The organism is Nocardioides faecalis, assembly GCF_018388425.1.
GTDB classification, from domain to species: Bacteria; Actinomycetota; Actinomycetes; order Propionibacteriales; family Nocardioidaceae; genus Nocardioides; species Nocardioides faecalis.
The window spans coordinates 636,303-651,407 of the sequence record NZ_CP074406.1 but is presented as its reverse complement, the minus strand read 5'-3'; the positions used below and the strand labels follow the sequence as shown (position 1 = coordinate 651,407).

Below are 15,105 nucleotides of genomic sequence, written 5' to 3'. Positions count from 1 at the left end.
GAAGGAGCGAGAAAATGCGACTCAGGAGAACGTTCACGGCCGCAGCCGCGTTGGTGCTGGCCAGCAGCCTCGCCGCCTGCGGCGACGCGGGCAACGACGACGACGAGGGCATCGACGTCGACGTGCGCAAGGACGCCGCCTCCCAGTTCGACGAGGGCACCCGGATGCGGGAGCTCGCCGACGACGGGAAGATCAGGATCGGCGTGAAGTTCGACCAGCCCGGCATCGGGTTCAAGGGCGCCACCGACGACAAGCCCAGCGGCTTCGACCCGGAGATCGGCAAGGTCCTCGCCGCCGACCTCGGCATCGACCCCGACGACATCGAGTGGGTCGAGACCATCTCGGCGAACCGTGAGGCGTTCTTGGAGAAGGGCCAGGTCGACCTGGTCATCGCGTCGTACTCCATCACCGACGAGCGCCGCGAGGTCGTGGGCCAGGCCGGCCCGTACTACGTCACCGGCCAGCAGCTCCTGGTCCGCTCCGACAGCGACATCGACACCATCGACGACGTCAAGGGCACCGAGGTCTGCTCGGTGACCGGCTCGACCTCCCTGGACAACATCGAGGCCAAGGGCGCCACGCCGCGCGGCTTCGACACCTACTCCGAGTGCGTGGACCAGGTGCTCAACGGCACGGTCGACGCGATGACCACCGATGGCGCCATCCTGCTGGGCTACGCCGCCCAGCACCCCGACGACCTCAAGGTCGTCGTGGACCCGTTCTCCGAGGAGCGCTACGGCGTGGGCTACTCCAAGGACTCCCCGGAGATGTGCGAGTGGATCGTCGACACCCTGAGCGCCGCTCAGAAGGACGGCGACTGGGCCAAGGCCTTCGAGGTCACCCTGGGCAAGTCCGGCGTCGAGACGCCGGAGCCGCCCAAGGCAGACGCCTGCGCGTAACAACCACCCCTCTCGTCTCTCGGGCTCGGCGGCTTCGGCCGCCGAGCCCGAGGACGGCGAAGACCAGGAGAGACCCCCGTGAGGCCCGACCCCGACAGGAGGACATGACGTGGACGACGTGTACTCCAACTTCGACCTGGTGCTCAAGGCCTTCTGGCTGACGATCCAGCTGGCCGTCCTGTCCGGGATGGTCTCGATGGTCCTGGGCACCCTGCTGGCCGCGATGCGCGTCGGGCCGGTCCGGGTGCTGCAGATCGCCGCGTCGACGTACGTGACGCTGGTGCGCAACACCCCGCTGCTGCTGGTCTGCGTGTTCATCTTCTTCGCCGCACCGAACCTGGGCTTGTTGGTCGGCACCCCGTTCTTGGTCAAGGGCGTGATCGCGGTCTCCTTCTACACCTCGGCCTTCGTCGCCGAGGCGTTGCGCTCCGGCATCAACGCCGTCTCGCTCGGTCAGGCCGAGGCGGCGCGAGCGATCGGGATGACCTTCGGACAGAACATGCGCTTCGTGGTGCTGCCCCAGGCGTTCCGCGCGGCCGTCCCGCCGCTGGCGAGCACCCTCATCGCGATGACCAAGAACACCTCGGTCGTGGCGGTCTTCGGCCTGCTCGAGGCGACCGCGCGGATGCGCTACTTCGTCAACCGCAACGGTGACGACACGCTCGCGATCTTCGCGGTCTTCGCTATCGGATACATCGTGCTGGTGGAGCTGATCTCGCTGGTCGCGGTGACGTTCGAACGACGCTGGCGGGTGGCACGCTGATGGCCGGCTCCGTCCTGTACGACGCCCCCGGGCCGAAGACCGTCGCGCGGCACCGTCTCTACTCGATCCTGACCGTGGCCGGCCTCCTCGCCGCCGCCGCCGGCATCTACCTCTTCCTCGATTCCGAGGGTGAGCTGACCTACGACAAGTGGGAACAGTTCGTCACCCCGAAGTTCGTCGAGGCGCTCCTTGTCGACGGCCTGTTGAAGACGCTGCAGATGGCGTTCTCGGCGATCATCCTCGCGGTCGTGTTCGGCGTGGTCTTCGGCGTCGGCAAGCTCTCCGACCACCGCCCCGTGCGCTGGGCTGCGAGCCTGGTCGTGGAGTTCTTCCGCGCGGTGCCCGTCCTGCTGCTGATGATCTTCGTGTTCTTCACCTGGGGTGTCGGCGGCGGGTTCGGCGCCTACTGGTCCGTCGTGATCGCGTTGACCCTCTACAACGGCGCGGTGCTGGCCGAGGTCTTCCGGGCCGGCATCCTCGCCGTGCCGAAGGGTCAGGCGGAGGCGGCGTACGCGATCGGGATGCGCAAGACGCAGGTGATGACGCTGGTGCTGTTCCCGCAGGCCGTGAAGATCATGCTGCCCGCGATCATCAGCCAGTGCGTGGTGGCGCTGAAGGACACCAGCCTCGGCTACTACATCACCGCTCCCGGCCTCACCGCCGTCGGCAAGGCGATGTGGACCGAGTTCTCGGGCACCCACTTCCAGACGGCGGTCGTGCTGTCCGTGCTCTACATCGGGGTCAACCTGGTCCTGACCGCGCTGGCCACCTGGATCCAGAAGCGGTTCGTGGGCGAGCGCCGCATCGACGTGGTCACGGCCGCCGCCGGGATGGACGCGCAGACCGGCAGGATCTGACGCGGCCCCGGATGGACGGCTCGGGGACGGTTACCTCCCCCTCAGGTGCTCCGGTGGCACGCGCCACCACCGACCGCGCGTGAGAGAGGAGCTCGACGATGAGTGAGCAGCCCCAGGGCGGAGGGACCAACGAGGTCTCCCCCACCGCCGACCCCAACGACGACACCGGGCAGTCGCTGGCCCCGCGTCCGAAGCCGAAGGCAGAGCCGCAGGAGCCGCCGCCCGGCGGGCCGCACGCGGTGCCCGGGGTGGGCGGCGAGGGTGCCTACAGCGCCGAGCCGCGCGACCTCGACCCGACGCGCAACCCGGCCACGGACGAGATCCCTGCCGCCGCACTGGAGGGCGAGGACACCGAGACCGAGGCGACCCGCGGCGACTCCCCCGACGCCGACACCGCCGACGAGTCCTCCGCCTGAGGCTCAGCGCCGCTTCGGGGTCACCCAGAGGTCGATGACGCCCTCGATGACCACGGTGCCGTCGGCGAGCTCGCCGCGCACCCGGACACCCAGGTCGCCGAGCCCGGCCCACTGCTCGGGGTCGGTCTCGGCGATGCAGGTGACGTCGCCGGTCGCCTTGGCTGCGTAGGAGACCGTCATCCCCTTGGGGATCCAGCGCTTGTCCTGAGGCACCGAGGCCTCGGCGAGGGCGCCCATCGCCATCTCCAGGCCGTTGCACAGCGCGATCGCGTGCACGGTGCCGAGGTGGTTGTGCACGCGACGCCGCTTGCGGATCAGCACCTCGGCGTGGTTCGGCCGCAGCTCGGTGACCTGCGGCCGGATCGAGGCGAAGTACGGCGCCTTCTGCGCGAACGCGAGGGAGAAGAGCCGCTTGCCGAGGGTGGCGCCGACGACCGGGAGCCCGGTGGTCGTCTTCCAGAGGGTATGTACCTGGGACATGGACCCGAGATTACTCGTCAGTAACCACCTGGTGGGGAGGCGCCCGCCGATGCCGCGACGAAGTCCAGGATGCGCTCGTTGACCGCCGCGGGGCGCTCGAGCTGCAGGAAGTGCCCGGCGCCCTCGACCACCTCGACCCGGCTGCCGGGCGGCAGGGCGTCCCCGATCCTGCGGGCCCAGCGCACGTCCAAGCAGCCGTCCTCGGCGCCGTGCAGATAGAGCAGCGGCACCCGGGGCGCGGCGAACACGTCGCCGGCGAGCTCCCGGTAGCCCGCCGGCAGCCGCCAGCGCCGCGGCTGGGCGCGGTAGTAGCCCACCGCAGCCGCCCGGCGGTCGCGGTCGGGCAGCGACTCGGCGAGGAGCGCGAGGTCCTCCGTGGCGTCGTACCCGGGCGACCAGGTGCGCCACAGCCGGGCTACGAGACGCTCGAAGGTGCGCTCGGGCATGGCGGGGAGCTGGTTGAACAGGGTGTACCAGCTCATCGCGGCCTGCCGGGGCAGGATCCGCAGCCACCCGAGCACGTCGTCGCGGCGCGGGTTCATCGCCGTGAACGGCGGCACCGCCAGCGCGACGATCGTGCGGAACGGGTTGGCGGCCGAGGCGGCGATGCCGTTCGCGGTGATCGCACCCCAGTCGTGCCCGACCAGCACGGCCCGCTCGTCGCCCCCGTGGGCGCGGTGCAGGCCGAGGGCGTCGTGCATCAGGGCGGGCACGTGGTAGCTGCCGTCGCCCGGCACACCGCTGGGCGCGTAGCCGCGGGTGAACGGCGCGAGCACCCGGTAGCCGGCCCCGGCCAGCGCGGGCCCGAGGTGGCGCCACGTGTGCGCGGTGTCCGGGAAGCCGTGCAGCAGCACGGCCAGCGGCACCGACCTGTCCTCCATCGGCCCCCAGGAGAGACCGACCAGGGTGACCTCGTCCAGGACCGTCGTACGTCGGCTCACGCGGGAAGCCTACGGCGCACCGGAAGTCTTGAGATCAAGATTCTCGACCGGTTCGCTAGGCTCCACCCATGCAGGACGAGGTCGACGAGCTGATCGAGGCGTGGGCGCGCGAGCGCAGCGACCTCGACCTCGCGCCGATCGCCGTCTTCAGCCGGATCTCCCGCCTCGCCCACCACGTCGACCGGGCGCGGCGCCAGGCGTTCACCGCCCATGCCATCGAGCTGTGGGAGTTCGACGTGCTCGCCGCGCTGCGCCGGGCCGGGTCGCCGTACGAGCTCTCGCCGGGGCGGCTGCTGCGCGAGAACCTGGTCACCAGCGGCACCATGACCAACCGGGTGGACCGGCTGGCCTCGCGCGGCCTGGTCGAGAGGCACCCCGACCCTTCCGACCGCCGCGGCGTGCTGGTCCGGCTCACCCCCGAGGGCAAGGAAGCCGTGGACGGCGCCTTCGCGGCACTGGTCCAGGCCGAACGGGACCTGCTCGCCGGGCTCTCCGACGACGACCGGGCGCAGCTGGCGGACCTGCTGCGCCGGCTGCTGCTGCCCTTCGGCGACTGAGCCGAGCCGGCGCTCCGGGCTGCCGGCTACTCCAGCAGCTCGGCAGCCTCCAGCCACTCCATCTCAGCGGCCTCCTTCTCCTCCGCCAGCGCACCCAGCTCAGCGGACAGCAAGGTCAGCTTCTCGGGGTCCGTGGCGTGCTGGGCCAGCTCCTCGGACAGCTCGGCCTCCCGCTCGGCGAGACGCGCCAGCACCTTGTCGAGCCGGGCCACGGTCTTGCGGGCCGCGCGCTCCTCCGCCGAGCCCGACCGCGCCGGGCCGGGGGCGGCCGAGGTCGTCGTACCGGAGGACGGAAGGTGCGGACTCGACGGACCGGAGCTCCCGACTCGGGGGACGGAAGGTGCCGACTCGGCGTGCTTGCGGCGCTCCAGGTACTCATCCACGCCGCGGGGCAGCATCGAGATCCGGCCGTCGCCGAGCAGCGCCCACACGGAGTCGGTGACGCGCTCGAGGAAGTACCGGTCGTGGGAGACCACCACGAGCGTGCCGGGCCAGCCGTCGAGGAAGTCCTCGAGCACGTTGAGCGTCTCGATGTCCAGGTCGTTGGTGGGCTCGTCGAGGAGCAGCACGTTGGGTTCGCTGAGCAGCAGCCGCAGCAGCTGGAAGCGGCGGCGCTCGCCGCCGGAGAGGTCACCCAGGCGGGCGGTGAGCTTGTCGCCGGTGAAGCCGAACCGCTCCAGCAGCGAGCTGGCGGAGACCTCGCCGTCGAGGGTCTTCGTGACCCGCCGGATCGACTCCACGGTGGCCAGCACCCGGGCCTCGGGATCCTCGAAGGCCACGTCCTGGGTGAGGTGCTCCAGGGCCACGGTCCGACCGCGCTTGACCTTGCCCGTCGTCGGCGCGGTGGCACCGGAGAGCAGGGACAGCACGGAGGTCTTGCCGGCGCCGTTGACGCCGACGAGCCCGACCCGGTCACCGGGGCCCAGCCGCCAGGTCGCGTGGTCCAGCAGCACCTTCTCGCCGCGCACCAGGTCGACGTCCTCGAGGTCGATGACGTCCTTGCCCAGGCGCTGAGTGGCGAAGCGCTGCAGCTCCAGGGAGTCGCGCGGCGGCGGTACGTCGTCGATCAGCGCGTTGGCGGCGTCGATGCGGAACTTCGGCTTCGACGTCCGCGCCGGCGCCCCGCGGCGCAGCCAGGCCAGCTCCTTGCGGACCAGGTTCTGGCGCCGCTGCTCACTGGCCGCGGCCTGGCGCTGACGCTCGGCCTTCGCCAGCACGAACGCGGCGTAGCCGCCCTCGTAGAGGTCCACGACACCGTCGTGCACCTCCCAGGTCTGCTGGCACACCGCGTCGAGGAACCAGCGGTCGTGGGTGACCACGACCAGCGCGGAGGAACGCGCCGCCAGGTGCTCGGCGAGCCAAGCGACCGCCTCCACGTCGAGGTGGTTGGTCGGCTCGTCGAGCACGATCAGGTCGTGGTCGCCGAGCAGCAGCCCGGCCAGCGCGCAGCGACGCCGCTCGCCGCCGGAGAGCCCGCCGACCGCGCGGTCCAGCTCGACATCGGCCAGCAGCACCTCGACGATCTCCCGCGAGCGGGAGTCGGCGGCCCACTCGTGGTCGGCCATGCCGCCGAGCACCACCTCGCGCACGGTGTGGGTGTCGACGAAGTCGTCGCGCTGCGTCAGCACGCCCACCAACAGGCCGCGCTGACGCGAGACGCGGCCGTCGTCGGGCTCCTCGGCGCCGGTCATCACCCGCAGCAGGGTGGTCTTGCCGTCGCCGTTGCGCCCGACGATGCCGATGCGCTGGCCCGGCCCGACGCCCAGCGAGACGTCGGTGAGCAGCGGGCGCACGCCGTAGGACTTCGAGACTCGCTCCAGGTTGACCAGGCTGCGTCCGGATGCGGCCTCAGACATAGGTCACCACGTGGGCGCCGGCCACCGGGCCGGGCGCGATCGTGCAGGTCATCCCCTGCTCGGCGAGCGCGGCGACGGTGGCCCGCGCGTCGTCGACCTCGTCGTGCAGCACCAGCAGGGTGGGCCCCGAGCCCGACAGCAGCACCCCGGACGGCGACAGGCTGCGCAGCGCCACCTCGACGTCGACGAGGTCCGGGCGCAGGTCACGGGCCGCGGGCCACAGGTCGTTGGCCAGCAGGTCGCCGACCTCGTCCACGTCCCCGTCGGCGAGCGCGGCGATCAGCCCCTCGGGCACCGGCGGCTCGGCCGGCGCGTCCGGGCTGAGCTCGTCGAAGTGCCGGTAGACCGCCGGCGTGGACAGACCTTCTCCGGAGAGCACCACCACCCACCACACCGAGGTCGCGTCGGGGACCGGCTCCACCTGCTCACCGTGGCCGGTGCCCAGGGCGGTGCCGCCGAGCAGCGCGAACGGCACGTCGCTGCCCAGGGTGCCCGCGATCCGCAGCAGATCCTCATCGGTGGTCTGCAGGTCCCACAGCCGGTCCAGGGCGAGCAGGGTGGCCGCGGCGTCCGCGGAGCCGCCGGCCATGCCGCCCATCACCGGGATGCCCTTGGCGATGGTGATCGCGGCAGCGAGGTCCAGGTCGTGGTGGGCGACCAGGGCGCGGCCGGCCCGGATCACGATGTTGTCGTCGTCCAGCGGCACGCCCGGCACCTGCTCGGTCAGCTCCACCGACCAGTCGGGGGCGTCGACGACCGTGACGTCGTCGTACAGGCCGACAGCCTGGTAGACGGTGGACAGCGGGTGCAGCCCGTCGGGGCGCGGGCTGCCCACGCCCAGGTGCAGGTTGATCTTGGCGGGGGCCCGCACCGTCACCGGCGGCAGTCCCTCGACGCGTTGGGAGGACATTCAGTCGATCTCTTCCTGGGGCTGAGCGGGTGTCTCGCCGGGGGTGCCCGCCCCGGCCTCGACCGGCTCGGCGGTGTCAGTGGGCTCGGTGGGCTCGGCGGACTCGGTGGACCCGGTGGACCCGGCGGACTCGATGGCCTCGGTGGGTTCTGCGGCCTCGACCGGCTCGGGCAGCTCGGTGAGGGCGATCGCGATCGCGACGAACTCGTCGATGCCCAGCGACTCGCCCCGGGCCAGCGGGTCCACGCCCGCGGCCTCGAGCGCGGCCTCGGCCCGCTCCGCGCCGCCGGCGAGGTTGCGCAGCACGCCCCGCAGCACCTTGCGGCGCTGGGCGAAGGCGGCGTCGATGACGGCGAACACCTGCTGCCGGCTGACGCGGTCGGTCGGCGGCTCCCGGCGGGTCCACGCCACGAGACCGGAGTCGACGTTGGGGGCCGGCCAGAACACGTTGCGCCCGATCGCGCCGGCACGGCGCACGTCGGCGTACCAGGCGGCCTTGGCCGAGGGCACGCCGTACGTCTTCGACCCGGGGGTCGCGGCGAGCCGGTCGGCAACCTCGGCCTGCACCATCACCAGGCCGTGCTCGAGCGAGGGCAGCAGCGCGAGCAGGTGCAGCAGCACCGGCACCGAGACGTTGTACGGCAGGTTCGCCACCAGCGCCTGCGGCGGCGGGCCGGGCACCGTGGTCACGGTCAGCGCGTCGGCGAGCACGACCCGGACCTGGTCGGTGTGGCTGGGGGCGAAGTCGGCGATCGTCGTCGGCAGCTCGCCGGCGAGCAGCGGGTCGACCTCGATCGCGGTCACCTCGCAGCCCGCATCGAGCAGGGCGAGGGTCAGCGAGCCCAGGCCCGGCCCGACCTCGAGCACCACCTCGCCGGGCCGCACGCCGGACTCGCGGACGATCCGGCGCACGGTGTTGGCGTCGATGACGAAGTTCTGGCCGCGCTGCTTGGTGGGCCGCAGGTCGAGGCGCGCGGCGAGCTCCCGAACCTCGACCGGGCCCAGCAGCCGCGGCGCGGAGGTGTCAGGCATGCCCCCAGCCTAGTGACTCACCGAGGCAGGCCGAGCTTCGATGCGCACCCCGGCCACGGGCCGTAGCCGCCGCTGGCGTCGCGGAGCTTGGTCGCGATGGCGATCTGGGTCTCCCGCGAGGCCTGGTGCGGGTAGCCCTTGCCGCCGTAGGCGCGCCAGGTGCCCAGGTTGAACTGCAGCCCGCCGTAGTAACCATTGCCGGTGTTGATCGACCAGTTGCCGCCGGACTCGCACTGGGCGAGGCGGTCCCACACGCCGGAGCCGCCACGCGCCACGGGAGCGGCCGGAGCCGGGGCCGGCTCCTTGGTGCCGACGCGGACCACCTTGGCGACGGGGCGCTTGGTGACGTCGGACTTCACCAGCGTGCGTCGTACGACGTCGCCGTTGCGGCTCACGACGCGGTAGGTGGCGTCCCGCAGGCCGGGGGCGCCGGCCCGCTCGACCTCGGTCTCGCCCTTGAGCAGTGAGTCGTCGTCCACCCGCTTGGTGGGCACTGAGAACTTCTCGCCCTTCACCTTGCGGCGGTCGACCTCGATGTCGGTGTAGGTGATCCGGTCGCCGTCCTCGACCTCGGTGTCGAGCTTCGGCTTCACGCGGTCGTGGCGGTCGACGTCGACGCCGACCTCGTCGAGCGCCTCGGCCACGGTGAGCGCGGCGACCTCGCGGGTCACCGGCTTGGCGCCGGCCAGGGCGAACCGGATCTTCTTGGGGGTGACGACCTCGATCTCGGTGCCGCGGCGGCTGATCTCGGCGCTGCGGCTGGTGGAGAGACGGGCGCCGGCCTCGACGACGCCGAGCTGGTCCAGGGCACTGTCGACGTCGGTGGCGGTGACCCAGCGGGTGCTGGTCTCGCCGTCGATGGTGAGCTCGATGGGGCGGGAGAAGATCACCGCGACCCGGTCGCCGCTGTCGACGTCCTCGTGCACGCCGGGCTGTACCACGTCGCGCTCGCCGACCTCGACGTCGGCGGCCTCCAGCACGTCGCTGACGGTGTCGCCGAAGGTGGTGACGGTGCGCTCCTCGCCGTCGACCGAGAGGGTGACCTCCGTGGTCATCGCGGCATAACCCACCGTGACGGCGCCGGCGACGAGCACGGCACCGGCGATCGTGGCGATCAGGGCACGGCGGCTCGAAGCCAGCCGTCGCACGGGCGCGGACAGGACAGACAGGGCGGGGCGACCAGCAGGCACTGCTCTCCGATGCTCGACGTGTCCGGGCCTCGGGCGAGGGTCCGGGGCCTGGCCACGAGCGTGCGGCCTGGTCCCCGAGGACCCGTCAGGATGGGCGACCGATCCCGGCTTTCTGTCCTCCACTGGAACAGGCTGCGCGGGTCAGATGCAAAATCCGGCGCCGCGCCCACCGCTTTCTGTGACCCGGCTCACCCCACTGGACCTCATCGGTCACAGGAGTCGTGCACGTCACCAGGTCCCGCCGAAGGCCCGCTCGGTGTTGGCGTCGATCGCGGCGCAGAGCTCGCCCAGATCGGTGCCGAGCTCGGCCGCCATGGCACGCACGGTGAGCGGCACGAGATAGGAGGCGTTGGTGCGCCCGCGGTACGGCGCCGGGGTCAGGTACGGCGCGTCGGTCTCCACCAGCACCCGGTCCAGCGGCGTGATCCGCAGTGCCTCGCGCAGCGGCTCGGCGTTCTTGAAGGTGACCGTGCCGGCGAAGGACAGGTGGGCGCCGCGGTCCAGGCACGCCCGGGCGAAGTCGGCGTCCCCGGAGAAGCAGTGCATCACCCAGCGCTCCGGGACGCCCTCGGCGTCGAGCACCTCCAGCACCTCGTCGTGGGTGTCGCGGTCGTGGATGACCAGTGTCTTGTCGAGGCGCTTGGCGAGGTCGATGTGCCGGACGAACGACTCCACCTGCACCGCCCGGCCCTCCTCGCCGGTGCGGAACGCGTCCAGGCCGGTCTCCCCCACCGCCCGGACCCGGTCGTGGGCGCCGGCGAGACGCTCGATCTCCGTCCACGCCTCCTCCAGCGCCGCCCGGCCGCCGGAGGAGAGGATGCGGGGCGCCTCGTTGGGGTGCAGCGCGACGCCCGCGACGAGGGCGTCGTGCTGCTCGGCCGCGGCGACCGCCCACGCCGCTCCACGCAGGTCGCAGCCGATCTGCACGATGCGGGTCACGCCCACCTCGGCGGCCGCGACGATCGCCTCGGCCGCGTCCCACACCTGGCCGTCGCGACCGATGTCGAGGTGGCAGTGGTTGTCGACGACGGGGTGCGGCAGCGGCTCGGGTGCCGGCGGCCGCTCGCCGCCGGCACGAGCCGAGGAGCTCACTGCGCGCCCACCCGCTCCAGGATCACCGAGGCCAGCAGGTCCGGCGCCTGGCTGGGAATCCAGTGCGTGACCCCCGGCAGCTCGACGTAGGTGAACGGCGCGTCGACCCAGCGTCCGCTGTTCGCCGGGCCCCACCGGTCGATCGCGGTGTCGCCGTCGCTCCACACCATCGTGGTGGGCACGCGGACCCGGGCCCGGGCGCTGCGCGGGTCGGTCAGCGGGAGCGCTCGGTACCAGTTCAGCGCCGTGGGCAGCGCGCCGTCCTCGACGACCTCGCGGCGGTAGCGGGCCAGGTCGCCCTCGGTCATGCCGGAGGAGGCGAGCATCGCCTCCACCCGCCCGGTGTGGGCGCCGAGCAGCTCGGGCAGCACGGGCAGCTGGAAGAAGCCCATGTACCACGAGCGCAGCAGCTGCGGTGAGTGCTTGACCGCGGAGACGAACGCCTGGGGGTGCGGCACCGAGACGGCGGTGAGGCTGCGCAGCCGCAGGCCGTGGTGCTGGGCCAGGCTCCAGGCGACGATCGCGCCCCAGTCGTGGCCCACGAGGTGGACGGTGCCGTCCGGGCCCACCGCGGCGTCGATGAGGGCCACGACGTCGCGGGCGAGGTCCCCGGTGCGGTAGTCGCGGCGCCGGGTGGGCCGCGCACCGCGGGAGTAGCCGCGCTGGTCCATCGCGAGGGTGCGGTAGCCGGCGGCGTTCAGCTGCGGCGCGACGTACGTCCAGCAGGTGGCGCGCTCGGGGAAGCCGTGCAGCAGCACGACCACCTCCCCGTCGGCCGGGCCGGAGTCGTGGACGTCGAAGGTGAGTCCGGCGCGGCTCACCGAGGTGATCCGGTGCTCGGAGCCCGTGGGCTCGTCCGGGGCCTGGCTCGGGGCTTCGTTCGGGGGCTCAGTCATCGATGTGCACCACCTGGTAGACCTCACGCTTGGGCAGTCCGGCTCGTACGGCGACCGCGGCGATCGCCTCCTTGCGTCGCATCCCTTCCTCCTCCAGCTCGGCGACGGCGGCGCGCAGGCTCTCTGGGTCGCCCGCGACGTCGGGGCCGCCGCTGGCGCCGGCGACCACGATGGTGACCTCGCCGCGGATGCCGTCCGCGGCCCATGCGACGAGGTCGGCGAGGGGGCCGCGCCGGACCTCCTCGTGCGTCTTGGTCAGCTCACGGCACACCGCCGCGGACCGGTCGGCGCCGAACGCCTCCCGCATCGCCTCCAGCGCGGCGAGCGTGCGGTGCGGCGCCTCGAAGTAGACCAGTGTCCGGGTCTCGGCGGCGACCTCCGCCAGGCGCCGGGCACGCTCACCGGGCTTGCGGGGCAGGAAGCCCTCGAAGCAGAACCGGTCCACGGGCAGGCCGGACACGGCCAGGGCGGTGAGCACGGCGGAGGGCCCCGGCACGGCGGTGACCCGGATCCCCGCCTGCACGGCGGCCGCGACGAGCCGGTAGCCGGGGTCGGAGACGCTGGGCATGCCGGCGTCGGTGACCAGCACCACCCGCTCCCCGGCCTGCAGCGCCTCGAGCAGGCCCGGCGTGCGGGCCACCTCGTTGCCCTCGAAGTAGGAGACGACCCGCCCGGGCACCTCGACGCCGAGGTCGCCGACCAGGCGGCGCAGCCGGCGGGTGTCCTCGGCGGCGACCACGTCGGCGGCGGCGAGCTCGGCCGCCAGCCGGGGCGGCGCGTCAGCGACCTGCCCGATCGGGGTTCCGGCCAGCACGAGGACTCCACTCACACCGTCGATCATTGCAGCCGCTCCACGTCACGCCGCGACCGTGGGCCCGCCGCGTAGGCTTCGCGTCCGTGAGCGTCGTGGACGAGGCCGAGCGGCCCGAGCGGGCCGAGCCTGCCGAGCGGCTCGTCGGGCTGTCCCGCACCGCCTCCGGCGCCCGCGTCCCGCTCGCCGTGCAGCGCGCCCTCGGCCCCCTGCACGGGCTGAGCCGTCGCGAGCGGCTGATCGGCTGGCTGTGCCCGTTGGCGCTGACGCTGCTGGCGCTCGGCTTCCGCCTCGTCGGGCTGGGCAACCCGGCCCGCTTCGCCTTCGACGAGACCTACTACGCCAAGGACGCGTGGTCGCTGCTCAACAACGGCTTCGCGCAGACCTACCGCACCGACGCCGACGGCAACCCCGACAACGAGATCAACGACGACATCCTCGCCGGCTACACCAGCGACGTGTGGACCGGCGAGCCGTCGCTGGCCGTGCACCCCGACGTGGGCAAGTGGCTGATCGCGCTCGGCGAGCAGGCGTTCGGCATGAACCCCTTCGGCTGGCGGATCGCCGCCGCCGTCGCGGGTGCGCTGATGGTGCTGGTGATGTGCCGCCTGGTGCGCCGGATGACCGGATCCACCGCGCTGGGTTGCATCGCGGGCCTGCTGCTGATGCTGGACGGGTTGCACTTCGTGCTCTCCCGCTTGGCGCTGCTCGACATCTTCTTGGCGCTGTTCCTGCTGTTGGCCGTCTCCTGCCTGGTGGCCGACCGGGACTGGCACCGCGCCCGGCTCGCGCGCGGGGTGGGCTCGGGGGCGTCGTACCCGCCGGGGGCGTGGGGCCGGCGGATCCTGTTCCGGCCGTGGCTGCTCGCCGCCGGGGTCTGGTTCGGGTTGGCGGCCGGCACGAAGTGGGCGGCGGTCTACCCGCTGGCCGCGTTCGGCGTGCTGTGCTGGATCTGGAGCTCGGGTGCCCGGCGCTCCCTGGGCGTGCGGTGGCCGCTGGTCAAGGGCGCGATCGCCGACGGGCTGCCCGCCTTCGTGCACCTGGTCGTGGTGGCGGCGATGGTCTACATCGCGACCTGGGGCGGCTGGCTGGCGCACGCGAACGAGTACGAGGAGCAGCTGAGCGCCACGCAGTACCGCCAGTACACCGGGCAGGGTCACTGCGCCGAGGACGACGACTCCTACGTCGCCACCGACCTCGACACCGACCGGCGCTGGCCGACCGCCGACGAGCCGGACGCCAAGGGGCTGGCCGAGGCGTGGCAGTCGCTGCGCTCGCTCTGGTACTACCACCAGGACGTCTACACGTTCCACACCCACTTCCTGAACTGCTCGACGCACTTCTACGCCTCGAAGCCGTCCAGCTGGCTGCTGGTCAACCGGCCGGTGGGGGTCGCGGTCACCAACGACATCCCGCCGTCCGAGCCGGGCTGCGACGCCCCCGCCGGCAGCGACTGCATCAAGCAGGTGCTGCTCATCCCGACCCCGGTGCTGTGGTGGGGCGGTTTCGTCGCGCTGCTGTTCGCGGCGGTGATGTGGATCGGCGCCCGCGACTGGCGCTACGGCGTGGCGGTGGTCGGCACGCTGTCCACGTGGCTGCCGTGGATGATGTACGACGACCGGCCGATCTTCATCTTCTACGCGATCGCCACGCTGCCGTTCCTGGTGCTGGCGCTGGCGTTGTCCATCGGCACCCTGATCGGGGGGTCCCGGCTGCCGTCTTCGAGACGGACCGTCGGGGTGGTCGTCGGCGGGGCGTTCGTGGTGCTGGTGCTGGTGAACTTCGCCTGGTTCTGGCCGATCCTGACCAACCAGATGCTCACCCACAGCGAGTGGCTGGACCGGATCTGGTTCTCCCGCTGGGTGTGAGCCGCGAGAGTCCGACAGGACCCCCAGTGGTTGCCCGGTCAGTGATTGCGCAGGGCGTCGATGAGCCGGTCCTTGCGCATGTAGGAGCGGCCCTCCACGTCCAGCTCGGCGGCGCGCTGGCGGAGCTCGGCGACGGTCCACTCCTCGTAGGCCGGTGACTTCCCGCCGCGCCGCCCGACCTTCGAGGCACCCTCGGACGCCATGGCGTTGGAGATCCGGGCGGCCTTCTCCTTGCTCGCGCCGTCGGAGCGCAGCTCCTCGTAGACGTCGGGGTTCTTGATCCCGGGACCGTGCTTGTCAGCCGGCATGGCTCCTCCTCGAGCGAAGCGTTCGTCTCCTCTTGCCTGCGCTACCCGGCCTTGCGCAGGCAACACGCCAGGTACCCGCGCACGCAGAGAGCCGGGTCGCGGGCCGGGCGGAGGGCCGGGACCGCGACGACGGCCGGGCTGCCTCTCATCGCACGCGGCACCTCATGACGAGGCGACCGCGGCCCACAGGGCGATGGAGGCCACCGCGACCGCCGTCGCGGCGATCAGG

The 15,105-nt window shown here is 72.4% G+C and carries 16 protein-coding genes; 6 read left to right on the top strand and 10 right to left on the bottom strand.

The window, feature by feature from the left end; all coding sequences use genetic code 11:
* Positions 1 to 14: 14 nt before the first annotated feature.
* From KG111_RS03035 to KG111_RS03020, 4 genes are all read left to right on the top strand, one after another.
* Positions 15 to 899 (top strand): glutamate ABC transporter substrate-binding protein, encoded by an 885-nt coding sequence (locus tag KG111_RS03035; protein WP_205292769.1) that lies wholly within the window; start codon positions 15 to 17, stop codon positions 897 to 899.
* 109 nt (positions 900 to 1,008) lie between these two features.
* Positions 1,009 to 1,662, top strand: a complete 654-nt coding sequence (locus KG111_RS03030) for an amino acid ABC transporter permease (protein ID WP_205292770.1) — start codon at positions 1,009 to 1,011, stop codon at positions 1,660 to 1,662.
* Complete coding sequence (locus tag KG111_RS03025; protein ID WP_205292771.1) at positions 1,662 to 2,519, top strand: amino acid ABC transporter permease; 858 nt, start codon at positions 1,662 to 1,664, stop codon at positions 2,517 to 2,519. The genes KG111_RS03030 and KG111_RS03025 overlap by 1 nt, the downstream gene beginning before the upstream one ends.
* A gap of 98 nt (positions 2,520 to 2,617) precedes the next feature.
* On the top strand, positions 2,618 to 2,935 hold the full coding sequence (locus KG111_RS03020) for a hypothetical protein (protein ID WP_205292772.1): 318 nt from the start codon (positions 2,618 to 2,620) through the stop codon (positions 2,933 to 2,935).
* A 3-nt stretch (positions 2,936 to 2,938) separates the two neighbouring features.
* On the opposite strand, the gene KG111_RS03015 is transcribed toward KG111_RS03020, so the two are convergent.
* Together KG111_RS03015 and KG111_RS03010 are read right to left on the bottom strand one after the other, a co-directional pair.
* The gene (locus tag KG111_RS03015) at positions 2,939 to 3,415 is read right to left on the bottom strand and encodes a hotdog fold domain-containing protein (RefSeq protein WP_205292773.1); all 477 of its coding nucleotides are present in this window, start codon (positions 3,413 to 3,415) and stop codon (positions 2,939 to 2,941) included.
* Between the two features lie 17 nt (positions 3,416 to 3,432).
* Positions 3,433 to 4,356, bottom strand: a complete 924-nt coding sequence (locus tag KG111_RS03010) for an alpha/beta fold hydrolase (protein WP_205292774.1) — start codon at positions 4,354 to 4,356, stop codon at positions 3,433 to 3,435.
* Between the two features lie 68 nt (positions 4,357 to 4,424).
* Here KG111_RS03010 and KG111_RS03005 point away from each other — a divergent pair, with 68 nt between their 5' ends.
* A complete protein-coding gene (locus tag KG111_RS03005) occupies positions 4,425 to 4,913 on the top strand; it encodes a MarR family winged helix-turn-helix transcriptional regulator (RefSeq protein ID WP_205292775.1) in 489 nt (162 codons plus the stop codon).
* Positions 4,914 to 4,939: 26 nt separating this feature from the next.
* Here KG111_RS03005 and KG111_RS03000 read toward each other — a convergent pair whose 3' ends face one another.
* The 7 genes from KG111_RS03000 to rsmI all read right to left on the bottom strand — a co-directional run bounded on the left by KG111_RS03000 (position 4,940) and on the right by rsmI (position 12,730).
* Entirely contained in the window at positions 4,940 to 6,769 is a 1,830-nt protein-coding gene (locus KG111_RS03000; protein WP_205292776.1) for an ABC-F family ATP-binding cassette domain-containing protein, read from the bottom strand.
* Positions 6,762 to 7,679 carry a 4-(cytidine 5'-diphospho)-2-C-methyl-D-erythritol kinase gene (locus KG111_RS02995; protein ID WP_205292777.1) on the bottom strand — a complete coding sequence of 306 codons (918 nt, stop codon included), beginning with the start codon at positions 7,677 to 7,679 and terminating at the stop codon, positions 6,762 to 6,764. Before KG111_RS02995 ends, KG111_RS03000 begins: the two co-directional genes overlap by 8 nt.
* Positions 7,680 to 8,711 carry a 16S rRNA (adenine(1518)-N(6)/adenine(1519)-N(6))-dimethyltransferase RsmA gene (gene rsmA / locus KG111_RS02990; RefSeq protein WP_205292778.1) on the bottom strand — a complete coding sequence of 344 codons (1,032 nt, stop codon included), beginning with the start codon at positions 8,709 to 8,711 and terminating at the stop codon, positions 7,680 to 7,682. It lies immediately after the preceding gene.
* A gap of 17 nt (positions 8,712 to 8,728) precedes the next feature.
* Positions 8,729 to 9,859 carry a resuscitation-promoting factor gene (locus KG111_RS18435; RefSeq protein ID WP_205292779.1) on the bottom strand — a complete coding sequence of 377 codons (1,131 nt, stop codon included), beginning with the start codon at positions 9,857 to 9,859 and terminating at the stop codon, positions 8,729 to 8,731.
* Positions 9,860 to 10,129: 270 nt separating this feature from the next.
* The gene (locus KG111_RS02980) at positions 10,130 to 10,993 is read right to left on the bottom strand and encodes a TatD family hydrolase (RefSeq protein WP_205292780.1); all 864 of its coding nucleotides are present in this window, start codon (positions 10,991 to 10,993) and stop codon (positions 10,130 to 10,132) included.
* Positions 10,990 to 11,889: an alpha/beta fold hydrolase gene (locus KG111_RS02975; RefSeq protein ID WP_205292781.1), complete on the bottom strand. Its 900-nt coding sequence runs from the start codon at positions 11,887 to 11,889 to the stop codon at positions 10,990 to 10,992. Before KG111_RS02975 ends, KG111_RS02980 begins: the two co-directional genes overlap by 4 nt.
* Positions 11,882 to 12,730 (bottom strand): 16S rRNA (cytidine(1402)-2'-O)-methyltransferase, encoded by an 849-nt coding sequence (gene rsmI, locus KG111_RS02970; RefSeq protein ID WP_205292782.1) that lies wholly within the window; start codon positions 12,728 to 12,730, stop codon positions 11,882 to 11,884. Before rsmI ends, KG111_RS02975 begins: the two co-directional genes overlap by 8 nt.
* A gap of 56 nt (positions 12,731 to 12,786) precedes the next feature.
* Between rsmI and KG111_RS02965 the strand changes: the two genes are divergently transcribed.
* Positions 12,787 to 14,568 carry a dolichyl-phosphate-mannose--protein mannosyltransferase gene (locus KG111_RS02965; RefSeq protein ID WP_249666273.1) on the top strand — a complete coding sequence of 594 codons (1,782 nt, stop codon included), beginning with the start codon at positions 12,787 to 12,789 and terminating at the stop codon, positions 14,566 to 14,568.
* A gap of 38 nt (positions 14,569 to 14,606) precedes the next feature.
* Here KG111_RS02965 and KG111_RS02960 read toward each other — a convergent pair whose 3' ends face one another.
* Positions 14,607 to 14,876: a DUF7218 family protein gene (locus tag KG111_RS02960; protein WP_205292783.1), complete on the bottom strand. Its 270-nt coding sequence runs from the start codon at positions 14,874 to 14,876 to the stop codon at positions 14,607 to 14,609.
* Positions 14,877 to 15,105 lie beyond the last annotated feature (229 nt).

Coding starts and splice junctions, on each gene's coding strand:
- KG111_RS03035 (WP_205292769.1), top strand. CDS start 15: ATGCGACTCAGGAGAACGTTCACGGCCGCAGCCGCGTTGGTGCTGGCC.
- KG111_RS03025 (WP_205292771.1), top strand. CDS start 1,662: ATGGCCGGCTCCGTCCTGTACGACGCCCCCGGGCCGAAGACCGTCGCG.
- KG111_RS03020 (WP_205292772.1), top strand. CDS start 2,618: ATGAGTGAGCAGCCCCAGGGCGGAGGGACCAACGAGGTCTCCCCCACC.
- KG111_RS03015 (WP_205292773.1), bottom strand. CDS start 3,415: ATGTCCCAGGTACATACCCTCTGGAAGACGACCACCGGGCTCCCGGTC.
- KG111_RS03005 (WP_205292775.1), top strand. CDS start 4,425: ATGCAGGACGAGGTCGACGAGCTGATCGAGGCGTGGGCGCGCGAGCGC.
- KG111_RS03000 (WP_205292776.1), bottom strand. CDS start 6,769: ATGTCTGAGGCCGCATCCGGACGCAGCCTGGTCAACCTGGAGCGAGTC.
- KG111_RS02995 (WP_205292777.1), bottom strand. CDS start 7,679: ATGTCCTCCCAACGCGTCGAGGGACTGCCGCCGGTGACGGTGCGGGCC.
- rsmA (WP_205292778.1), bottom strand. CDS start 8,711: ATGCCTGACACCTCCGCGCCGCGGCTGCTGGGCCCGGTCGAGGTTCGG.
- KG111_RS02975 (WP_205292781.1), bottom strand. CDS start 11,889: ATGACTGAGCCCCCGAACGAAGCCCCGAGCCAGGCCCCGGACGAGCCC.
- rsmI (WP_205292782.1), bottom strand. CDS start 12,730: ATGATCGACGGTGTGAGTGGAGTCCTCGTGCTGGCCGGAACCCCGATC.
- KG111_RS02960 (WP_205292783.1), bottom strand. CDS start 14,876: ATGCCGGCTGACAAGCACGGTCCCGGGATCAAGAACCCCGACGTCTAC.